The 15318-nt window shown below is 57.1% G+C and carries 21 protein-coding genes and 1 pseudogene; 13 read left to right on the top strand and 9 right to left on the bottom strand.

Annotated features, from left to right (window positions below; genetic code table 11):
* The 5 genes from tnpC to NKI41_RS13625 form a co-directional block, all read left to right on the top strand.
* A partial coding sequence (gene tnpC, locus NKI41_RS13605; protein ID WP_352683441.1) for an IS66 family transposase occupies nucleotides 1-1667 on the top strand: 1667 nt, incomplete at its 5' end.
* A 2-nt stretch (nucleotides 1668-1669) separates the two neighbouring features.
* Complete coding sequence (locus NKI41_RS13610; protein WP_023731894.1) at nucleotides 1670-1903, top strand: hypothetical protein; 234 nt, start codon at nucleotides 1670-1672, stop codon at nucleotides 1901-1903.
* A 463-nt stretch (nucleotides 1904-2366) separates the two neighbouring features.
* Nucleotides 2367-2888, top strand: a complete 522-nt coding sequence (locus NKI41_RS13615; RefSeq protein WP_352683443.1) for a hypothetical protein — start codon at nucleotides 2367-2369, stop codon at nucleotides 2886-2888.
* Nucleotides 2889-2992: 104 nt separating this feature from the next.
* Nucleotides 2993-3532, top strand: coding sequence for a hypothetical protein (locus tag NKI41_RS13620; protein WP_352683445.1), 540 nt, complete (start codon nucleotides 2993-2995; stop codon nucleotides 3530-3532).
* Nucleotides 3519-3677: a hypothetical protein gene (locus tag NKI41_RS13625; RefSeq protein WP_352683447.1), complete on the top strand. Its 159-nt coding sequence runs from the start codon at nucleotides 3519-3521 to the stop codon at nucleotides 3675-3677. Before NKI41_RS13620 ends, NKI41_RS13625 begins: the two co-directional genes overlap by 14 nt.
* 161 nt (nucleotides 3678-3838) lie before the next feature.
* Here NKI41_RS13625 and NKI41_RS13630 read toward each other — a convergent pair whose 3' ends face one another.
* Nucleotides 3839-4600 (bottom strand): NYN domain-containing protein, encoded by a 762-nt coding sequence (locus NKI41_RS13630; protein ID WP_352683449.1) that lies wholly within the window; start codon nucleotides 4598-4600, stop codon nucleotides 3839-3841.
* A gap of 235 nt (nucleotides 4601-4835) precedes the next feature.
* On the opposite strand from NKI41_RS13630, the gene NKI41_RS13635 reads away from it, so the two are divergent.
* Nucleotides 4836-5051, top strand: a complete 216-nt coding sequence (locus NKI41_RS13635; RefSeq protein WP_352683451.1) for a hypothetical protein — start codon at nucleotides 4836-4838, stop codon at nucleotides 5049-5051.
* Between the two features lie 212 nt (nucleotides 5052-5263).
* Here NKI41_RS13635 and NKI41_RS13640 read toward each other — a convergent pair whose 3' ends face one another.
* The 8 genes and pseudogenes from NKI41_RS13640 to NKI41_RS13680 all read right to left on the bottom strand — a co-directional run.
* Nucleotides 5264-6268 carry a hypothetical protein gene (locus NKI41_RS13640; RefSeq protein WP_352683452.1) on the bottom strand — a complete coding sequence of 335 codons (1005 nt, stop codon included), beginning with the start codon at nucleotides 6266-6268 and terminating at the stop codon, nucleotides 5264-5266.
* Nucleotides 6269-6360: 92 nt separating this feature from the next.
* Nucleotides 6361-6519, bottom strand: coding sequence for a hypothetical protein (locus NKI41_RS13645; RefSeq protein WP_352683454.1), 159 nt, complete (start codon nucleotides 6517-6519; stop codon nucleotides 6361-6363).
* 936 nt (nucleotides 6520-7455) lie between these two features.
* The gene (locus NKI41_RS13655; protein ID WP_352683456.1) at nucleotides 7456-9111 is read right to left on the bottom strand and encodes a P-loop ATPase, Sll1717 family; all 1656 of its coding nucleotides are present in this window, start codon (nucleotides 9109-9111) and stop codon (nucleotides 7456-7458) included.
* A 230-nt stretch (nucleotides 9112-9341) separates the two neighbouring features.
* The gene (locus NKI41_RS13660; RefSeq protein ID WP_352683458.1) at nucleotides 9342-9551 is read right to left on the bottom strand and encodes an integrase core domain-containing protein; all 210 of its coding nucleotides are present in this window, start codon (nucleotides 9549-9551) and stop codon (nucleotides 9342-9344) included.
* Entirely contained in the window at nucleotides 9496-9813 is a 318-nt protein-coding gene (locus NKI41_RS13665) for a DDE-type integrase/transposase/recombinase (protein ID WP_352683460.1), read from the bottom strand. Before NKI41_RS13665 ends, NKI41_RS13660 begins: the two co-directional genes overlap by 56 nt.
* Nucleotides 9814-9885: 72 nt before the next feature.
* Entirely contained in the window at nucleotides 9886-10044 is a 159-nt protein-coding gene (locus NKI41_RS13670) for an IS3 family transposase (RefSeq protein ID WP_352683632.1), read from the bottom strand.
* Between the two features lie 105 nt (nucleotides 10045-10149).
* The gene (locus tag NKI41_RS13675; protein ID WP_352683641.1) at nucleotides 10150-10302 is read right to left on the bottom strand and encodes a hypothetical protein; all 153 of its coding nucleotides are present in this window, start codon (nucleotides 10300-10302) and stop codon (nucleotides 10150-10152) included.
* Nucleotides 10303-10351: 49 nt separating this feature from the next.
* Nucleotides 10352-10453 (bottom strand): annotated as a pseudogene (locus NKI41_RS13680) (hypothetical protein); the annotation flags it as partial.
* 150 nt (nucleotides 10454-10603) lie between these two features.
* Here NKI41_RS13680 and NKI41_RS13685 point away from each other — a divergent pair.
* The 7 genes from NKI41_RS13685 (at nucleotide 10604) to NKI41_RS13715 (ending at nucleotide 15291) form a co-directional block, all read left to right on the top strand.
* The gene (locus tag NKI41_RS13685; RefSeq protein ID WP_352683462.1) at nucleotides 10604-10885 is read left to right on the top strand and encodes a hypothetical protein; all 282 of its coding nucleotides are present in this window, start codon (nucleotides 10604-10606) and stop codon (nucleotides 10883-10885) included.
* Nucleotides 10885-11259 carry a hypothetical protein gene (locus NKI41_RS13690; RefSeq protein WP_352683464.1) on the top strand — a complete coding sequence of 125 codons (375 nt, stop codon included), beginning with the start codon at nucleotides 10885-10887 and terminating at the stop codon, nucleotides 11257-11259. Before NKI41_RS13685 ends, NKI41_RS13690 begins: the two co-directional genes overlap by 1 nt.
* A 9-nt stretch (nucleotides 11260-11268) precedes the next feature.
* Nucleotides 11269-11973, top strand: coding sequence for an SOS response-associated peptidase (locus NKI41_RS13695; RefSeq protein WP_352683466.1), 705 nt, complete (start codon nucleotides 11269-11271; stop codon nucleotides 11971-11973).
* 211 nt (nucleotides 11974-12184) lie between these two features.
* Entirely contained in the window at nucleotides 12185-12394 is a 210-nt protein-coding gene (locus tag NKI41_RS13700; RefSeq protein WP_352683467.1) for a hypothetical protein, read from the top strand.
* A 788-nt stretch (nucleotides 12395-13182) separates the two neighbouring features.
* A complete protein-coding gene (locus NKI41_RS13705) occupies nucleotides 13183-13710 on the top strand; it encodes a hypothetical protein (protein ID WP_352683469.1) in 528 nt (175 codons plus the stop codon).
* Between the two features lie 226 nt (nucleotides 13711-13936).
* Complete coding sequence (locus NKI41_RS13710) at nucleotides 13937-14200, top strand: XRE family transcriptional regulator (RefSeq protein WP_352683471.1); 264 nt, start codon at nucleotides 13937-13939, stop codon at nucleotides 14198-14200.
* On the top strand, nucleotides 14197-15291 hold the full coding sequence (locus tag NKI41_RS13715; protein WP_352683473.1) for a tyrosine-type recombinase/integrase: 1095 nt from the start codon (nucleotides 14197-14199) through the stop codon (nucleotides 15289-15291). The genes NKI41_RS13710 and NKI41_RS13715 overlap by 4 nt, the downstream gene beginning before the upstream one ends.
* Nucleotides 15292-15318: the final 27 nt, after the last annotated feature.

Raw genomic sequence — 15318 nt, forward strand, 5'->3', positions numbered from 1 at the left:
CCGCCCAGGATGCTGTTCCGGACGATATTGGCGCGCTGAGAGCAGCGCTGACCGCGGCGCTGGCCAGAGCCGAAGACGAGGCCGCGCGCGCTGCGCTGGTCGAGGCCGAACTGGCGGTCGCCAGGGCCAAGGCATCGGATGATGCGGCGCTGATCGCGCATCAGCATCTGACGATCCGGAAGCTGCAGCGGGCGCTGCATGGTCAGAGTTCTGAACGCTCAGCCCGCCTGCACGACCAGATGGAACTCACCTTCGAGGAACTCGAGAGCACCGCGACGGAAGACGAGATCGCCGCCGAACAGGCCGCGGCCCGGACCACCGAGGTGGCGCCTTACATGCGCAAGCGACCGGCGCGCCAGCCATTTCCCGAGCATCTGCCGCGCGAACGCGTGGTCGAGCCGGCGCCGGCCGCTTGCCATTGCTGCGGCGGTCATCGGCTGCGCAAGCTGGGTGAGGATATCACCGAGACGCTGGAGGTGGTGCCGCGGCAATGGAAGGTGATCCAGCACGTGCGGGAGAAGTTCACCTGCCGCGACTGCGAGACGATCAGCCAGGCTCCGGCGCCCTTCCACGCCACCCCGCGCGGCTGGGCCGGTCCCGGCCTGCTGGCGATGATCCTGTTCGAGAAGTTCGGCCAGCATCAGCCGCTTAACCGCCAGGCCGAACGCTATGCCCGCGAAGGCGTGCCGCTCAGCCTGTCGACGCTCGCCGACCAGGTCGGCGCCGGCGCCGCGGCGCTGATGCCGCTGTTCAAGCAGCTCGAAGCCCATGTGCTGGCCGCTTCGCGTCTGCACGGCGACGACACGACGGTGCCGGTCCTGGCCAAGGGCAAGACCGATACCGGCCGATTATGGACCTATGTGCGCGATGACCGACCGTTCGGCGGCGCCGATCCGCCGGCGGCAGTGTTCTACTATTCCCGCGATCGCCGAGGCGAACATCCCGCGACGCATCTCGCCGGCTGGAGCGGCATTCTGCAGGCCGATGCCTTTGGTGGTTATGGCGATCTCTATGCGACGGGTCGTCAGCCGGCGCCTGTTCTGGAGGCCAGCTGCTGGGCCCACAGCCGGCGCAAAGTATTTGAGCTGGCCGATGTCGAAGCGGCGGCGCGCAAGAAGGCGCACGGCGAGAAGCCCAACCTCGTCTATCCGCTGGCGGTCGAAGCCGTGAAGCGCATCGATGCCCTGTTCGATATCGAGCGCGCGATCAACGGCCTGTCGCCGGCCCAACGCCACGCCGTGCGCCAAGAGCGGAGCGCGCCGCTGGTCACCGAGCTCGAGCGCTGGATGATCAAGACGCGCGACAAGCTCTCGCGCGGACACGATCTGACCAAGGCCTTCAACTACATGCTGCGCCGCTGGTCATCCTTCACCCGGTTCCTCGACGATGGGCGGATTTGCCTATCCAACAATGCAGCCGAGCGAGCCCTGCGCGGCATCGCTCTCGGCAGAAAGTCTTGGCTGTTCTGCGGTTCCGATCGCGGCGGACAGCGCGCTGCCGTTCTCTACAGCCTGATCGTCAGCGCCAAGATGAACGATGTCGACCCGCAGGCCTGGCTCGCCGACGTCCTCGCCCGACTGCCCGCCTATCCGGCCCATCGGATCGATGATTTGCTGCCGTGGAATTGGAGATCCGCAAAATTGCGGACCCAACCAGCGGCGGCCTGATCATGCAGCGCAATAAGGTGCATCACGTCTACACCGTCGATCGTGTCGCCAGGGACCTCGGCGTCAGCGAAGCGCTCATCCAGGACCTGACCCTCGGTCTCGAGCCCGAGGACGGCGTCATCTGGGTCTACGGCGCCAACGATGACGACGGGATCTTGGCCTTCACCGATGAAGGCATCGAGGAGGTCAAACTCCTCCTCGAAGAATATCATCGCGTCTCCCCAAAGAAAGCTTGACCCCAGCACTCCGGTGCTCAGGTTCTCCTGGCTGCCGGATGCGCACGTCTGCGGTCTTCACCGGATGCGTACTTCATTCACGGCGTATCGTCTTGGGGTATCGGCGGAAGTCCATGAACCATCCGATGTCCTGGAGGTCAGCGAGGTGTAGCAAGAGTGCATCCGGTCGCAGGGCGCCGAATACACTCGCCACGCTGTCAGGGGTGGCCGCCAGAGAGCGCCGCAGTGCGCAGCACCACAGTGCAGCATCCGGTGCCGGAGCGGCCCAGTGAGCCCTCCTGTGAACGGTGGCTCGTCCTGATCAGTCGTCCAGATTTAGTCAAAGAGCTACTTCCCGACTCGCGCAATAATGGCAGGGCCTCAAGTGCGCCAGGATGTATTCGCGAAGCCTTCGTCGAATCCCCGTTGACGTGGTAACGGTAACCGTGTTACCAGAACCGTGACTGCTACCGGAGAATCGATCATGGTCCTTACGCCCGCTGAAAAACAGAAACGCTACCGCGAACGCCAGAAGGCCGCCGAACTAGCGGCGGCGAAGGCCATGCCGACCAAGCCTGGTTATCTGAAGCGGTCTTTCTCAGATTTTGTTGGTGATCGAGACTTTCCGTTTGAAGGCAGCTTAGACGCTTACGGAGTCCATATTTCTGGTCCTGACTTTCTGAGAACAGAGATTCAGAATTTCAAATCCGAGTATGAGCGCGACGAGCCGGTCACGGCGCTTGAACGTGCCGTAGGCATCTTGGGCGCTTGCCTCGACGCCGCCGATGAACTGTCGGTGCTGATCAATCAATACAAGCTTGCTGAGATAGGCAAGGCAATTGACGACGCCCTGGAGGTAAGTGCGAACCTGCCAAGGGGCGACGTAGAAGCGCTGAAGGAGTCGTTCGCCGAGATCGATCGCCTGAGGCTAATTCAGACCCAATTGAGGGCGCCGGCTCGCTACGTGTTCCCGTCAACACAGGTGAAGGCGGAGCGTCTCGACTGAGCAAAGAAATTTCGCCGGAGTGATTTTCGATTGAGCCCGATCTCACTCCGGCGACGTAGGCACGGCAGGGGCTTAGTCCTGCCGATCACAAGGAGAACATTATCATGATCAACGTTATCGATCAATTTAGGGATGGGCGCAGCGTTCGCGAGCTCATTGAAGCATCGATCAATCGCGTAAACGCTGAACTTGCTGAGAGCGGCTATTCAGCGTCTCTGTATCCGCCGGTGACCCTCTTAGACGTGGCGACGACATTGATCCACGGACGTGGATCGCCCGACGCTGACGAAGTGATTGGCGACGTTAACGCTGCGGTCGTCCAGGCAATGAAGATCGGTGATCCTTGGCCTGAGCTCACTCGCGAAACTGTCATCCTGCTGATTGGCAAGCGGAAAAACAAAGCCGACACGCTCGGGTTCTACAATATCCAGTGGCACCACGGGCACAACGAGCCGTTTGTTGCCGGAATGCCGTTGACGTATTCCGACGGAGAGCCCTTGCCGCCGCTCACACTTGCGGAGAAGCTATTGGCGACGCGGCATCGAGAATGGTTGACTGCGGGCGGTTCAAGGCGTCGCAGTCCAAAACTGACGGCGTTTCCGCCTAAGCCGGTCGATGGGGGTCGCTCCAATGCAGCTTCCTGAGGGCGAAGCGACCACCACCGAAAAGCTTCGGTTGAAGAAGCGCATCGAAACAATGACTCGTCTGGAACTCCAGATACGAGTGATCTTCTTGGAAGGCTTCATTAATGGCGTCACCGGCAACATCGCGCCGGTTTCGCCTACCTGATCGATTGCGGAACAAAAATAACAAAGGCGCGGATCAAACCGCGCCCTTGTTTAGTCGAGGCGCGTCAGGGGTGGCCGACAGAGTGCACCTGCGGCGGTCCGCCGCCGCAGTTCGGTCTTCGAACTCTCTAGTGAGTTCGCCTGAGCACGCCGCTCGCTGGGTCACCCCTTCGGGGCGACCACCTTTCGGCCTGATTTCGCCAGTCGTATTCTGACGCGCCCAGCAGAATCGCGTGGCCCATCGACGACAAACGGACGTTTGAGTGCAACAAGCAGATCTCTCAATCGAACATGTCCGTAAGTTCGCGTATCGAAATCGGTGCTTCGGCGCTCAAGTTCACGCTCGAGAAGGTCAATCGCCACCCAGTCTGCGGGATGATCAACAAGGCTGGCCATTGCACTCTTCACGATAAAATGGGCATCGCCGAGCGGGCGTAGCGGCTTCATTTTGGGGTGATGAGCTCCATGCAACGGATCGAACCTCAGGTTCTCCAGGTAAACGAAGCGGCTGCACGCTCGCTTTAGCCGTTCGGGCGTGCTTTCACCGCCGAAAATATAGCATTCGAGGTTCTGCTCCTGGATGCGGATCGCGAGGTCGGCGAAATCGCTGTCGCTCGATACGATACAAGATCCGCCGAAGGCGCCACCGTGCAAAAGATCCATTGCATCGATTACTAGCGCGATGTCGGCAGCATTCTTGCCCCTGCCGGAAATCGCCAAATGACGTGGCACGATTGCGTGCCGGACCAACGTCTCCTCCCACACCACCCCTTGTGGTCCGGCAAAATCGCCATAGGCTCGCCTCACCACTAACTGGCCGTATTTTTCCATCTCTGTGATGACACGGCCGATCATCTTTGCTGGGACATTATCCGCATCAATCAAGACAGCTAGGCGAGCAGAGCGTTGTTCTGTGGGCATCATGGTTTCAGAGCCCGCATGGTGCTTAGCGCTAACGGCCAGCTCGTCAGAGAGCGCCGGGGTGCGCTAGCGATCAAGTTCTAGCAAGCCGATGCTCGAGCTGCCCAGCGGGCTCGCCGGGGAGCGCGTCGCTTACTTTGCTCGACGCATACCTGATCACTTCGGCCTGCGATTTGAGACCGCTACGCTGCAGAACGGTCGATACAGCTGGGAGTGCGCATCCTTTGAACCTTGATTCTTGCGCGCCTTCTTCGCCGCCAACGCCCCCGACATCAGCGTGATCGTGATCGTGACCGAGGCCATGGCCTGGCTCGCCGACCGCCGACACCGCGTGTCCCTGCGACATGATTCTCGACTGGATCCGATTCTACGGGCCGGCGAGCGCCTGGTCGAGAAGTTGCTCGACTTTAGAACCTCGCTGGCGATAGCGCAGATCATCAGCCAGCACCCTTAGATGTCTCTCGATCAGGCGCAGGGCAGCCAAGCCGCCACAGAATGGCGGCCGCGACGAAGCCGAGAGCCATGCCTATAAACGCGCCGCCCCGAATCATGTAATATTGATCTCCGATGTATGCAAAAACCAAAATGACGAAGACTGCCATGAGAGCATCGATCGCAGACAGTGCGCTGACTAGTTCCCACTCCAAGAATTGTTAAAAGGCAACTTTAGGACGGTTCACAGACAGACACCATGAAGTTCGTCGAACCCTGGACTATTCCTGGTAAGCCAAGGCGGTAGGCGAATCTTAAATACTCGCTGCCCACGTGAAATTGACGACTTTGCGGATCGTTCTCGAGTCCAAAAACTCCATCACGATTATTCCACCGCGCAAAAACATAAAAACCTGGGTTGTTGGTCACAATTTCTCCCGCCTTCAAAAATCCACCGAAGTCCTTCTTTAAGTCCTGCCAGGACCGAATGACCCAAACACCGCCCGGACGCTGAAAGACCAAGGCGTATTTAATATCAAACCCACAGTTGTTCCGGACCCAAATTGGGCCAAACGACTTCGCGATCCTTAACAATCCTGGTGTTATGAATTGGGAAACATCACTCAACTGTCTCTGCGCGTTCTTGATGTCATTTGGTAAAGCAATATTGGGTAATTCATTAGATAAGATAAAGTCACCATTCCTCAATGCTTCCTTCAAGTTATCGGCTAGGCTCTCAGTGCTTCCACCCCCTAGCTCCCTTGCAAGTAAATTTGTCCACCAATGGCGTTCTTTTTCTATGTCATCTTTGGTTTCTTGGAATGCGTTATATAGCTCGTTCGCTGCATAGATCGCAGCCATCTGCTCCGGAAAAACAGCAGCAACCAATAATGAAAGTAAGCGATGTAGTGTCCATCTGTCCGAACGAATTTGGTCCACCTTGCGGGCGATCTCGTCCGCTTGTCGATGCAACTCTGCAGCAGGTGCTTTCTGTGCCTTTGCTTTAGGCGGAGTGGGTTTTGCACGTGGAGGTGGAGGCGGAGGCGGAGGCGGAGGTTGCTGTATAGATGGGATGTGCCCCCACTCGTCCTGGTCCATAGCTGGAGGGTCAGCCGGGGTTGCCTCCGGACCCACGCCAAAAAGCTCCTTTTCAGGGAACGACCAATCCGTCCCTGCCTCGCCGGCACGCACGGTTGAAGAAAGTATCAAAAGACCGGCGGCTAGAACGAACTTATTCATGGCGCTTCAAACCTTGCGTAGTGAAGTCAAGGCAGCTGGTATTCTTTACACACATCACATGGAAATGATCGAGTCTTTCCAAGGCGAGCCCACTAGTGAGATCGCCGTCTCTTCATCGCGGCGATCTCCTCGACCAGATCCACCCGCCTCTCGGCAATCATCCTGATGTAGGCGCGGAAGTAGCCGCCAGGGTTCTTGATCGCCTGGGCGCCGACATGTTGGAAGAGGTCGACATGGCACAGGGCGGCCACCTGTTGAGTAGTCGTTCGGCATTGATTGCCGACTCCGTCATCGCCCGAGCCCGTGGGGCCGACCTGATTTCACCGAACGCCGCCATGCCTTAGCGGACTGGCTATGATAATCCCGTCGACGACGCCATCTTCGACTGTGGATCGTCGATGCGCGTCCTTGCGGGTGCGGAATTTGCACATGCGGCGTTGGTGCTGCACGTTGGCTTGGTATTGTAGGTGCAAGGATTTTCCGATGACCTTGTCTATCGCCCGCCGCCGATCGCATAGCGGATATCTCTCGCGCGGACCTTCAGATTCCTCTTCGTCGCGCTGGTTGATGCTCAAAAACGTCGCCGGCGTCCCGCTGGACTCGGCGACTGAAGACTCGCTGAATTCCATAGCGGCCGAGATGGGAATTGGTCGGTCGGACGTCATTACATAGTGTTGCGCGAGTGGTTGGAAACAAATGCCTATCTGCCGATTCCTTTAATCGACAAGGACAGCGAAACTAGCGGGAGCGTATAGCGGGCCTGCTTTTGCATCACCGCGTTGTGAAGATATCAAGAGGCATTTCCCCACTTTGTCAGGAGCCGACTGCGGGCACAGCCTTATCCTCTCATGGAAACAGAGGTCTTGTGACAGGCCGGTGAAGTGTCCGTCGCATTGGCTTTGGCATCCGCGAACAGTGCCGCGCCACCTATAACGGTGAAAGCGAGCGCTGCGAAACAGGCGGTTCTGAGGTTCATGGTTGCTTCCTCTCTGTTGGCCCCGCTAACCAGAGGACGTCCTCAGGCTTGAGGATCGTGATTGAGAAACACGCATAAGACACTGCTAACATTTTCTGAAACAGCAAATGAGCCAACTGACTCCGGCGTGCAGGGCCTACGAACCGGGCAAAAAATGATCGGCGACAGGGGCGGCGAACGGACGGATCGGGTTTGCCCTTTCTTACTCGCCTCATCGCGCTTGATCTTGCACGTTCAATGCACGATGTAGCATCGGATGAATGTGAATCTTGGTTTCCAGGTCTATCGCGTCCGGGCTGATGACGGGGACATCTTGATATGAATAAATATATCTCTCACCAGAAGACGTCTTTAGTCCGACAGCTCCGATTCTATAAAGTTCACTAATCAATATTCGTGCCACGCCTAACATGTTGTCGTTTGAGTCTTCGCTCATATAACGCACAACACTCTCCTTAATCGGATCATTGTCCCAGGAGGGGGCTTGATCTACCTCGAGAACGAAGTCATCAAGAAAGTCTTTCGCGGCTATCTCTGTGGATTTAAAACGTCCCCGACGATTCGACAAAAGCCGGAACGCGATCGAAAGTGATGGAAATGCACTCTGCCATTCTTGAATGAGAGCCTGCATTCGAATTCGAGAATATTCAGACTCGGCGTCCTTAATAATTTTGGCGGTAACCTCCTTGTCGCCCTGAGCTCGTTCAAAACATTCATTTATGAATGAAATTACATCCCTGGGCCTATAAAGAGTTCTTTCAAGTATGTAATCCATTGGGTCCTTTTGCCCGACTTTATTGCGAAAAATATCATAAAATGTCACGTTATCTGACGTGTATTTTCGCCTATATAGCAAGTTAAACCTCTTTCTGACCAGCTCCCTTAACTGATCCTCGGTCCATATCACGCGTAAAAAGTAGTCATCATATTTCTCGCGTTGAAAGCCGATATCCCTTGTTTCTTGAACCACTCTCTCAAGAACATCCTCGCGAATAGCAACAACAACCTTTAGATTTGAAACCTTATTAAAAGTGCGAAGGCATTCAATCAAAGCGCGAATGAGATCAAAACGGACCGCCTCATCCACCCACTTCTCATCTAACCTATCGATAAGAATGTAGTATGTGCTTGCATACTTGTCAGTGCTATCGACGTTGGAGAGCAATTCAAGAACCCGGTTGAGGTCAGCTAGCTGAGCAGAATTAACTATTTTCTTCGCGCGAGCCACTAATTCAGATTTTTTTTCGGCGCTCAACGTCCTTGTATAGCCTGCCCTCGCAGAGAACTTCTCTATTTCGGCCCCGAGCTCTCCGGTAATCTTAGACTCTAGTTTTGAGGTTAGTTCTTTTATGTTCTCATCCATTGTGATGAAAAACCTACCCTGCCACTGAGCGAGGTATTTCAGGGCAGAAGCTCGGCGCTCGTCAGATCGGAAAAAATCCTTAAGCCACCCGAATATTTCGTTCGACCGCTCCGCATTTTTGACGTTGTATCTCAGCCTGATGTATTCAAGACAAAGGACATGCTTCCACAGCGCCTGAAAAAAGAGATCCAAGTCGATTTCGAGTGACTTTAGAAACCGAATTATGTCCGAGTTTGCCACATAGTCCATCGACAAGCCCGGAAGGTCGACGACAGACGTTGTGACTGCAAATTGCTGTTCTATTTTTCTTAAAAGGGCAGTTTTTCCGCTGCCTGTTCGAGCTGAGACGAACATCTTCGAGGTTTTCGAGCTTCTGGCAGCCTCTAGTGCTGGATGATCGACGAAGCATTCGAACAGGAAGTCATCGTCCGCTTCCGCCGATATGTTTCCGATCGTGGTGTCAGGCCGAATTACAACGGGATTATGTTTAAAATCTTTAGCCATTTTCCACCCCCTCTGGCAATTGACGCTAACCGCTGACTTAGGGAGTAGCAATGCGCCTCGGACGTTATGAACAGGCGGCATTGCCGAACGCAACTGCGCACTTTAGTGGCTGGCCCTGATAGATGGTGACCTGCCACTGAACTGTCATCCAGTGGCGATTAGAGCTTTGGCCGTTTCTGTTACGCCTCTTGGCGCGGGTTGAGCAACCGGCGGAGGCGCGGAGCCTTCCATCAGCACAGCGTCGTGGCCGGTTGCGGTGATGACCTCAGCATAGGCTGTCGGGTCTGGTAGGCGAGTGAGGAATGGGGCCTTGCGGTGTTGAAGTCCTCCCGCCATTCGGCGATGGCGTTACGGGCGTGGTCGAGGCCAAGAACAGGCTCTCGTTCAGGAGCTCGTCGCGCTTGCGACCGTTGAAGGAATTCCACATAACCATTCTGCATCGGCTTGCCTGGCGCGATGTAGTGCCATTCGATCCCGTGATCCTTCGACACAGGCGAGGACGGCGTTCGAGGTGAACTCGGTGCCATGGTCGGAAACGACCATGCGCGGCTTGCCGCGGTGAGCGATCAGTTCCGTCAGTTCACGGGCAACCCGACGGCCGGAGATCGAGGTGTCCGGGATCGCGGCCAAACATTCGCGCGTCACGTCGTCGACGATGTTGAGCAGGCGGAAGCGCCGGCCGCAGGCGAACTGGTTATGCACGAAATCCAGCGACCAGCGCGCATTCGGCTTTGCCTCGACCAGGATCGGCGCCCGCGTGCCGACGGCCCGTCGTCACGTCCGACGCTTGCGCACCGTCAGTCCTTCCTCGCGGTAAAGACGATAGATACGGTTGATCCCCGATGCCTCGCCCTGGCGCCTGAGCAGAATGAACAGCTGTCGATACCCGAAGCGCCGGCGCTCGTTCGCGAGGTCACGCAGCCGACCACGCAGCTCCGTCTCTGGCGCGGCGAGACTGGTAGCGGATCATCTTACGATCGGCGTCGACAAAGGAACAGGCCCGACGCTCCGATAGGCCCATGACGGCCCGCGGATGCGCTACGGCTTCGCGCTTGGCGACGGGCCCTGCCATTTTTTTGATAGAAGCTCGCGCAATGCCGAGGCTTCGAGCATCTGGTCTGCGAGCAGCTTCTTCAGCTTGGCGTTCTCGTCTTCCAAGGCCTTCAGCCGCTTGGCGTCGGATACGTCCATCCCCATACGCCTTCCAGTTATACAGCGTCGCCTCGGAGATCCCGTGCTTGCGGGCAAGATCGCCCGCCTTCGCACCCGCTTCATGCTCGCGCAGAACCGCGAAGATCTGCTCTTCCGTAAACCGCTTTCTCTTTATCAGTCCGTCCTTCAATCAAGGCCCGGACTCTAATCTCAGATGGAGGAAATTCTCAGTGGCAGGTCAGCATCCGTAGAGATGAGGAACATATTCCTCTCGGGTCAAGAGGCCCTTGACTCTATTGTTCTCTTTTTGTTCACTGAGGGCAAAAGTGGAGCGCAAACTATGAGACCGATCAATGTCACTGCGGCCGAGCAGCCCGAAATCCACGCAACGGTGAGGCGTGAACGGCCTGCCATACATCGCTCCGTCATCAAGATGGCAAAGCGAATGCGCGGCCTATCTGATGTCAGTCAGAAACACGCGATCGCTGAACTTACGGCCACTTGGATTCTAGCGATCTACCCGGACAGCTTGGAACTGGCCTTGGCGCTTTCGGGCAAGATGCGCGAACAGACGGATATTTATCTGACCGAAAGCAAAAAGAAGCCCGCCGTATCGCATTGATGCCGCGCAGCCGCGGTCCGTCGCCGGCCAGGATCGACCGGGAATGGCCCTGTCAGATCGCGCTGCCCGATGACCTATGCACAGGACACAGCTTCACGCTGATCAGCGAATTTTGCGAAGATCGCGGCCTGGTTCCACTGACAAGGCAGGTGCAGGCGATATGGCCGGATCAGACATATGAGACCTGGCGGCTTTACTGCTTCGCCGATCAGGCGTCCGCACTGGTCTTCCTTGACCACCTCGGGGGCATGATGTTCGATCCCAAGCGCGATCGGGAAAACGGCAACGCACGCGGCGTCTGGCGCCGGACTGGCGAATACAAGAGAATTCTCGATCTCGGGCCGCTGAGCGTTCCCCAGGCCCTGCGCAACTAAGGCAACGACATGTGTAACCTCTACAACATCACCACCAGCCAAGAGGCGATCCGCCAATGGACCGGAGCCTTGCGCGACCTCCTGGGCAACCTTGAGCCGTCTATCGACATCTATCCCAACCAGTTCGGCCCGGTCGTCCGCAATGCGCAGGACGGGAATCGCGAGCTTGCCAAGCTGCGCTGGGGAATGCCGACGCCCTTGGAGCGCGTCAAAGGCAACGCCGATTCCGGCACGACGAACATTCGCAACCCGCAATATGGCCACTGGCAGCAGTATGTCGGCATCGAGCACCGCTGCGTGGTGCCGGTGACGAGCTTTGCCGAGCCCAGCCCCACGGCTGGCGACAAGGATCCGGAGACGGGCATTCAGCGCAACTTCTGGTTCGCCCTCAACGAGGACCGGGCGCTGTTCTTCTTCGCGGGCCTGTGGACGCGCTGGCATGGGGTCCGCAAGGTCAAGGAAGGCCCCGGCGATCATGAGCTTTATGCTTTCATGACCACGAAGCCAAACGCGTTAATCGAGCCGATCCACGAAAAGGCAATGCCGGTGATCCTGACCTCGCGAGACGAAGCCGAGACTTGGCTGACCGCGCCATGGTCGGAAGCAAAACGGCTGCAGCGGACGGCGCCAGATGATGCCCTCGTCATCGTCGAGAAGCCTGCTACACAGATCAAAGTTCCGCTGCAGGCGCCTGCACAAGGCTCGCTGCTTTGATGGCTTTCCGATGAGCGACGAACAGATCATTCGCCTTCCCGGCGCCGCCGAACCGGTTCCACGACCAGGCATTCAGCATCACAGGTGTGAGCATCTCGACTGCGGCAAGGATGCCGGATGGGGATTTGCCAGGGCTAGGCAGGCTCCGCACTGTTTCTGTTTCGAGCACCGGGCAGATGGTGAACGATATCGTTGACACCGAGAGCATCGAATGACCCGCCTCACCTTCGCAGAAGAGCTTGAAGGCGCCGCCGATCGGATTGCAGACATCTCCCGCGCTGATGTTCAGATCATGCTTCGCAGGGCCGCTCTGATGCTCAGAAACGTGACCGGCATTGCTCTAGATCCGAAGGTCGAAGAATCGCTTGCTGGGCTAGCCGCTGAAATGGAAGTTTCCAAGTCGGAACTGTCAAGACAGTGATTGGCGATTGGATCATTACCAATGCTTATCTGCCTGTGCCGATGGCCCTTGACGAAGACACTGAAACTAGCGGAAGCGCATAACGCCGCCGTTTGGCGTTTCTTCTTCTTCGGGGAGATCTCTTCGATCCTGGCGGTCTTGCCAACCTCCTTCGCAGTGGCTTCGGCCTTGGCCTTGTCCGTGGTAAGAACCGTCCGCCAGAAGGGCTTTTCGAAAACGCTCACAACGTAAGTCGAAGCTGGCTTGTCGGCTAAGGGCAATTCCTTATGAGCCCGCGGCAGTTTGGCCATGCTAGATTTTTGGCGCGCCACAGCGCCCTTTGAGAATTGCGATCTCGGTTTCGTGGTCGCCTCCTGACATAGAGGAGACGGGCACGCCTATGAGAAATACGCCCAAGGCGTCGCCTGTCGCCGCCTTGTTTTGCTGATTTGATATGACGGCCAAACGCTCTCGGTCCGCCTGCGTGCACGGGCCTGCATTTGGAACACCTGCGATCTTGTCAGGGGGTGTGGCACACCCTGCCACGCCAGCGAACATCGACGTCAACAAAACAAATCGCTTCACGTTTCCATCCCCCCATTTATTGCTTGTCCAGCGGTAACATCGCCTAGTGCAACAATGCAAGCAAGCGCCGATGCCCCGTTCCCCAAAACTAATTCTGCAGATAATATTGCGCTTAGATTAGCTTGCCTGCATGTCTGTTGGCTGAGACCTTTCGGGATCGGCGCGCAAAGCAGGGCGCCGTAAGCCACGGCGCTAGAGTTATTCCCAAAGGAAGGTAACGAGCGATGTCGAACAAACACGATGAGCCTTTGTTCTTTTGCAAAATCACACCGGCGCTGGAGTGGTCGATTGAGTTGAAGGCGAAAGATGCGAGCGGCGAACGGAGACTTGCCTACAGAGCGTCAGGAACGGTGGTCAGGCGAAAGGTGCCAAGTGGATATGGCATCCAAGTTCACGATGCAGACAGAGCCGTCTGGACGACTATGCCCATCAATGATCGGAAAGATATTCGCCAGCAGTTTGACGCAATGCTCACACAGGCCATGCAAATCCTGGCAAGTCACGGACATTTAGAAGCGCTTCCGGCAGGACATATGAAGACAAAGCCGAAACCAATGACCGAAGTTACCATCGAACAGATCGACGAGGCTCTCGCCACGCTCGCTGGCTTAATCCAGGGGCAGGGCAAGCGAGGGCTCGCCTATCTTCCGTTCTTCGAGTTGCTCGAAGCCGAGCGGGAGAAGATGGCAAGCCTGGACGATCGTCTGGCGCGCGCTCTCGGCCGCGGCAAAGAGCTTCCGGCCTCGGTTTGACTTCGCACCGCTCAGCGTTCGATCTGATGCCAAGGTCATTTGATGAACGTCACAGTGTTACGAGCTGTCTCGTAAGCTCCTGATTTTACTTCCAGTCTCTCAGAGTTCAATCCGCTCTCGCAAGTCTACTCGTCGCTGAGCCTTCTTCGGTTCCAAATTATTTGTGGAACTGCCGCTCCTGGCCGGCGACTAGCGCTATATCGATTGGTAGAGGGAGAACTTTGCCATGATGATGATCAACTGTGGGCTGATACATGCGCTGCCGCCATCGGACCGCCGCGTCTTTGGCCGCGCGGAAGCCGCCAGCTTCGTGGGCGCGAGCGTCGGATATTTCGACAAGCTGGTGCGGGCAGGCATCATGCCGCCGCCGTTGCCGCTCCCTCGCGTCAAGCGCTGGGATGTCCGCGCACTCGAGAGGGCGCTTGACGGACTGAGCGGGATTTCCGACTCTCAAGATTCCGACAACGAGTGGGATCGGCTCGTCCAATGAAGCGTAAGCTGCCGAAGCACGTTAAAGCCTTCATTGATCGAACCGGCCGTTCGCGGCACTATTTCAGACACTCGAACACTACCCTGCCAGGTCTTCCTTACTCGACGGAGTTCATGGACGCCTATGGGGCGGCACTGAAGGCGTGGGAAGCCGGCAGGGCGGCGCCAACAACCATGATAGGCGCTGATCGAACCCAGCCCGGCACAATCGGGTCGCTGATCCTCTCCTACTACGGCAGCGCCGATTTCAGAAATCTAGCCAAGGCGAGCCAGAAAACGTATCGGAACGCACTCGAGCGCATCCGTATTGAATACGGCATTGGCTCGGTCGCTAGGATCGAACGCAAGCACGTGCTCAAGATGATGGACAAAAAGGCTGAACATCCTGGCGCGGCCAACGAACTGCTGAAGATGATGAAGCTCCTGATGGGGCGCGCCATCGACATGGGGATGCGAAAGGACGATCCGACGATCCGGATACGGCGTATGAAAATCAAAACGGGTGGATTCATCACCTGGGAGGAGCAGGACATTGTCGCGTTCTATGCGGCGCACGCAGAGGGCACCCGTGCCCGACTCGCGCTGGATCTCCTGCTGTTTACGGGCCAGCGGCGCGCCGACGTGATTGGTATGGGTCGGCAGCACATCAAGAACGACGTCCTCTCGATTCGGCAGCAAAAGACAGGCACGGCCGTCTCGATCCCGCTTCATCCACATCTCAAAGGCACGCTTGATTCCGGGTCCCAGGACAAGCTCACCTTTCTTCTGACGCAATATGAAAAGCCGTTCCAGCCCGAGTCCTTCACCAACTGGTTCCGGGTGTGTGTCCGTGCCGCTGGACTGCGAGAGGACCTTGCAGGCGGCGACGTCGGGCTTTCACCGCACGGTCTGCGAAAGGCATGTAGCCGACGCCTTGCCCAAGCCGGCTGCACGCCGCACCAAATCAAGGCGATCACCGGCCACAAGAAGCTTGATGAGATCGTTCGCTACACCGAGGCGGTCGATCAAGTGCGCCTGGCGCATGAGGCGATCAATTCCATCGCCGGGCACGGAGCAGGAACAAAAACTGTCAAACCAAGTGGCTTGGTTTGACAGTTTTACCTGTAAGCTATTGAAACC

Source organism: Mesorhizobium sp. M0601, assembly GCF_040320845.1.
Taxonomy (GTDB): Bacteria; Pseudomonadota; Alphaproteobacteria; order Rhizobiales; family Rhizobiaceae; genus Mesorhizobium.

What these genes read in the sequence shown, in the direction of transcription:
- NKI41_RS13630 (WP_352683449.1), bottom strand. Translation starts at nt 4,600, where the DNA reads ATGATGCCCACAGAACAACGCTCTGCTCGCCTAGCTGTCTTGATTGAT.
- NKI41_RS13655 (WP_352683456.1), bottom strand. Translation starts at nt 9,111, where the DNA reads ATGGCTAAAGATTTTAAACATAATCCCGTTGTAATTCGGCCTGACACC.
- NKI41_RS13700 (WP_352683467.1), top strand. Translation starts at nt 12,185, where the DNA reads ATGACCCGCCTCACCTTCGCAGAAGAGCTTGAAGGCGCCGCCGATCGG.
- NKI41_RS13710 (WP_352683471.1), top strand. Translation starts at nt 13,937, where the DNA reads ATGATGATGATCAACTGTGGGCTGATACATGCGCTGCCGCCATCGGAC.
- NKI41_RS13685 (WP_352683462.1), top strand. Translation starts at nt 10,604, where the DNA reads ATGAGACCGATCAATGTCACTGCGGCCGAGCAGCCCGAAATCCACGCA.
- NKI41_RS13640 (WP_352683452.1), bottom strand. Translation starts at nt 6,268, where the DNA reads ATGAATAAGTTCGTTCTAGCCGCCGGTCTTTTGATACTTTCTTCAACC.
- NKI41_RS13610 (WP_023731894.1), top strand. Translation starts at nt 1,670, where the DNA reads ATGCAGCGCAATAAGGTGCATCACGTCTACACCGTCGATCGTGTCGCC.
- NKI41_RS13695 (WP_352683466.1), top strand. Translation starts at nt 11,269, where the DNA reads ATGTGTAACCTCTACAACATCACCACCAGCCAAGAGGCGATCCGCCAA.
- NKI41_RS13715 (WP_352683473.1), top strand. Translation starts at nt 14,197, where the DNA reads ATGAAGCGTAAGCTGCCGAAGCACGTTAAAGCCTTCATTGATCGAACC.
- NKI41_RS13675 (WP_352683641.1), bottom strand. Translation starts at nt 10,302, where the DNA reads ATGGACGTATCCGACGCCAAGCGGCTGAAGGCCTTGGAAGACGAGAAC.
- NKI41_RS13705 (WP_352683469.1), top strand. Translation starts at nt 13,183, where the DNA reads ATGTCGAACAAACACGATGAGCCTTTGTTCTTTTGCAAAATCACACCG.
- NKI41_RS13690 (WP_352683464.1), top strand. Translation starts at nt 10,885, where the DNA reads ATGCCGCGCAGCCGCGGTCCGTCGCCGGCCAGGATCGACCGGGAATGG.
- NKI41_RS13615 (WP_352683443.1), top strand. Translation starts at nt 2,367, where the DNA reads ATGGTCCTTACGCCCGCTGAAAAACAGAAACGCTACCGCGAACGCCAG.
- NKI41_RS13660 (WP_352683458.1), bottom strand. Translation starts at nt 9,551, where the DNA reads ATGCAGAATGGTTATGTGGAATTCCTTCAACGGTCGCAAGCGCGACGA.
- NKI41_RS13625 (WP_352683447.1), top strand. Translation starts at nt 3,519, where the DNA reads ATGCAGCTTCCTGAGGGCGAAGCGACCACCACCGAAAAGCTTCGGTTG.
- NKI41_RS13620 (WP_352683445.1), top strand. Translation starts at nt 2,993, where the DNA reads ATGATCAACGTTATCGATCAATTTAGGGATGGGCGCAGCGTTCGCGAG.